Annotated in this window: 3 protein-coding genes; all 3 read left to right on the top strand. The window is 42.1% G+C overall.

Annotated features, from left to right (window positions below; translation table 11 throughout):
- Positions 1–182 precede the first annotated feature (182 nt).
- The gene (locus KKC46_18570) at positions 183–1466 is read left to right on the top strand and encodes an IS110 family transposase (GenBank protein ID MBU1055808.1); all 1284 of its coding nucleotides are present in this window, start codon (positions 183–185) and stop codon (positions 1464–1466) included.
- Between the two features lie 427 nt (positions 1467–1893).
- A complete protein-coding gene (locus KKC46_18565) occupies positions 1894–2103 on the top strand; it encodes a hypothetical protein (protein MBU1055807.1) in 210 nt (69 codons plus the stop codon).
- Positions 2087–2323 (top strand): hypothetical protein, encoded by a 237-nt coding sequence (locus KKC46_18560; protein ID MBU1055806.1) that lies wholly within the window; start codon positions 2087–2089, stop codon positions 2321–2323. The genes KKC46_18565 and KKC46_18560 overlap by 17 nt, the downstream gene beginning before the upstream one ends.
- Positions 2324–2427 lie beyond the last annotated feature (104 nt).

The raw sequence follows: 2427 nt of genomic DNA, 5'->3' as shown, positions 1-2427 counted from the left end.
TTGTGTACGCCCGGCATGGGCGTGAATTTATGGGGTGTAAGTTATATATTAAAATAACAATAGAACATATCCCCACACGTAGTATAAAAATAATTTATTATCGCGCAGATAAACAAATAACCTCCTGATAAGATAAATACGATTTTTGAGAAAACACTATTTGATAAAAGGAGGTTATTTAAATGATTGATGAAGTTAGCAGGTATAGTTATTTCTGTCAATTTCGTTCGACAATACGTATTTCAAGGAAACACCTGATAGTGGGGATTGATATAGCAAAAAATAAAAACCATGCTTTTTTTGGCACGGCATATGGCAAAACTTTGTGGAAGCGATTGCTTTTCAGCAATGACAGAAAAGGCTATATGAGATTAATCGAACAGGTAAATGCTCTTATATCCCAGCATCAACTGGAGCTGGTAATATTTGGAATGGAGCCAACCGGGAATTATCATAAGCCTTTGGCTAATTGGCTGATTAAAAGTGGTTATGAAGTAGTACTTGTCGGAGGAAAAGCTGTTAAGGATAACAGGCAGCTTTTAGATGGCCGTTGGGATAAGAATGATTCTAAAGACAGCGCCAACGTAGCTGATTTAATAGGCCAGGCAAAATGTCAGTTTTATGAATATCCGGAGGATGATCTTATTGGACTTAGAAACCTTTTATCATTAAGAAAAAGGCTTAAAAAAGAAGAGCATCGTTTAAGAATGCAAATAAGAAACAGCCTTTTGACCAAATATTTTCCGGAGGCAGACTGTTATTTGAAAAATTGTGCAGATGAAGATCTTGCCGTTATCCGTTGGTATCTGGACCCTCGTAAAATTGTGTCAACTGATTTTAAAGAGTTTGTGAAGCATGTAACAACAAAAGATCGCGGGGATCGGCAGGTTCAACGTTTAAGAAAGATATATGATTTGGCCGAAACCTCGGTTGGGTTGCCGGTAAACTCAGCAACAGTATTTGAAGCACAAATGACAGTTGATAGAATACGCAAAGTGAGACAAGAAGTTTCACAAGTAATGGCCGAAATGAAAGCCGTATGCGAAAATTTGTATGGTTATAGTTTATTGCAGACCATACCAGGATTTGGACCCTATATAAGCGCTTTAGTTTTGGCAACCATCGGCAATCCGTTCCGGTTTAAAAGTCGCAAACAAGTGATTCGTTTAGCCGGTCTTGATCTTAATGCAAATCGTAGCGGTAAAACCAGCACTGACAGTGTTCCGGTCATATCCAAAAAAGGTGATACCGATCTGCGATATGGACTATACCAGGCAGGGTTGGTTGCTTCAAATTGTAATGAAATCTTCAGAAGGCTTTTTCATGACATGATAGATGGCCGTCACGGGGAACGAGGCATTAGGACAAAAATGCGAGTAAAACTGGCTGCCAAGTTATTGGTAATTGCATGGACAATGCTTAAGAACAACGAGACTTTCAATCCAAGCTATTTAATGACGGATTGAAATAGCATAAAAAAATTATATTAAACCAAAATAAATAATGCCTTGGCATGTTCGGTGAGAAAGCCCGCAAGTGAAAGTTGGAGCGAAACAACTCCGGGAGGGACAAAAAGGGCTTCTTTCTGAATTCTTTAATCTGGATAAGGAATGATGTGGTGACTAGTGTCTTAGCTGGTATGCCGGATAAACGTAACTATTAGATAAAGAATTCGCTGAATGAGAGAACCGCCGAAACCAAAAAGTACTTCAAAAAGTGCATTACTATAGTTGTGTCCTCAATTTGGCATAGGACGTAATTGGCTGATTATATAGTATTTATAATATTAATGTTTTTGATTGACATAAGGAGTATAGAATGTCCCCTATGTGTGAATCCTGTTAATGGTTAATTTCATTAGCATAAACATTAGCCGAAGGCAAGGGCGTTTCTGTGAGGCGTTTCCGTGAGGGAAGGTCTGAAGGCGGAGCGAAGCGGAAGGTGAGCCGAAGGCGAAAGCGACTGAAAGGAGCGGCCGACCCTAAGTGCAAAGCTATGAGCCGACGAACAGAAACAGCATATAAGGCCCAGTCTCCGGGTGAGTTAGCACAACATAACGAAGCCCAGGATTCGGGAGATAGGGTAAATGCAGCGGTTGTGTAGCGAAAGTTCACGTTCTTATCCGGGGAGATCTGTCCGGCTTGCGGTCGCATCATGCGGAAGCGCCTTACATGGCAACATGCAGGGTGACCGGGCAGAAGTCAGCAGAGGCCATAGTAGGTGTGGACATCGTCAGTGGCGGTATGACGATTGGAAACGAGCCACGACCCGCATATGCGGAGGATATCGTGGAGGACTCACCCCACTGAAGGGCCGAACATGAAGAAAGTGTCAGGCCCCATGAGCTTCGATAGGCGATGAACCCGAACGGGGGAGCCATATTTTCGGACGCGTCATGGAATGATCTGCCACTGGGGTCAATCTGCA

The sequence above is a fragment of the Pseudomonadota bacterium genome (genome assembly GCA_018817425.1).
In the GTDB taxonomy this organism is placed as follows: Bacteria; Desulfobacterota; Desulfobacteria; order Desulfobacterales; family RPRI01; genus RPRI01.
The sequence above is the reverse complement of the archived record's forward strand: the minus strand, read 5'-3'. Positions and strand labels throughout refer to the sequence as shown.

Bases quoted from the DNA above. Each gene is read 5' to 3' on its own strand.
- KKC46_18560 (MBU1055806.1), top strand. From the start codon at position 2,087: ATGCAGCGGTTGTGTAGCGAAAGTTCACGTTCTTATCCGGGGAGATCT.
- KKC46_18570 (MBU1055808.1), top strand. From the start codon at position 183: ATGATTGATGAAGTTAGCAGGTATAGTTATTTCTGTCAATTTCGTTCG.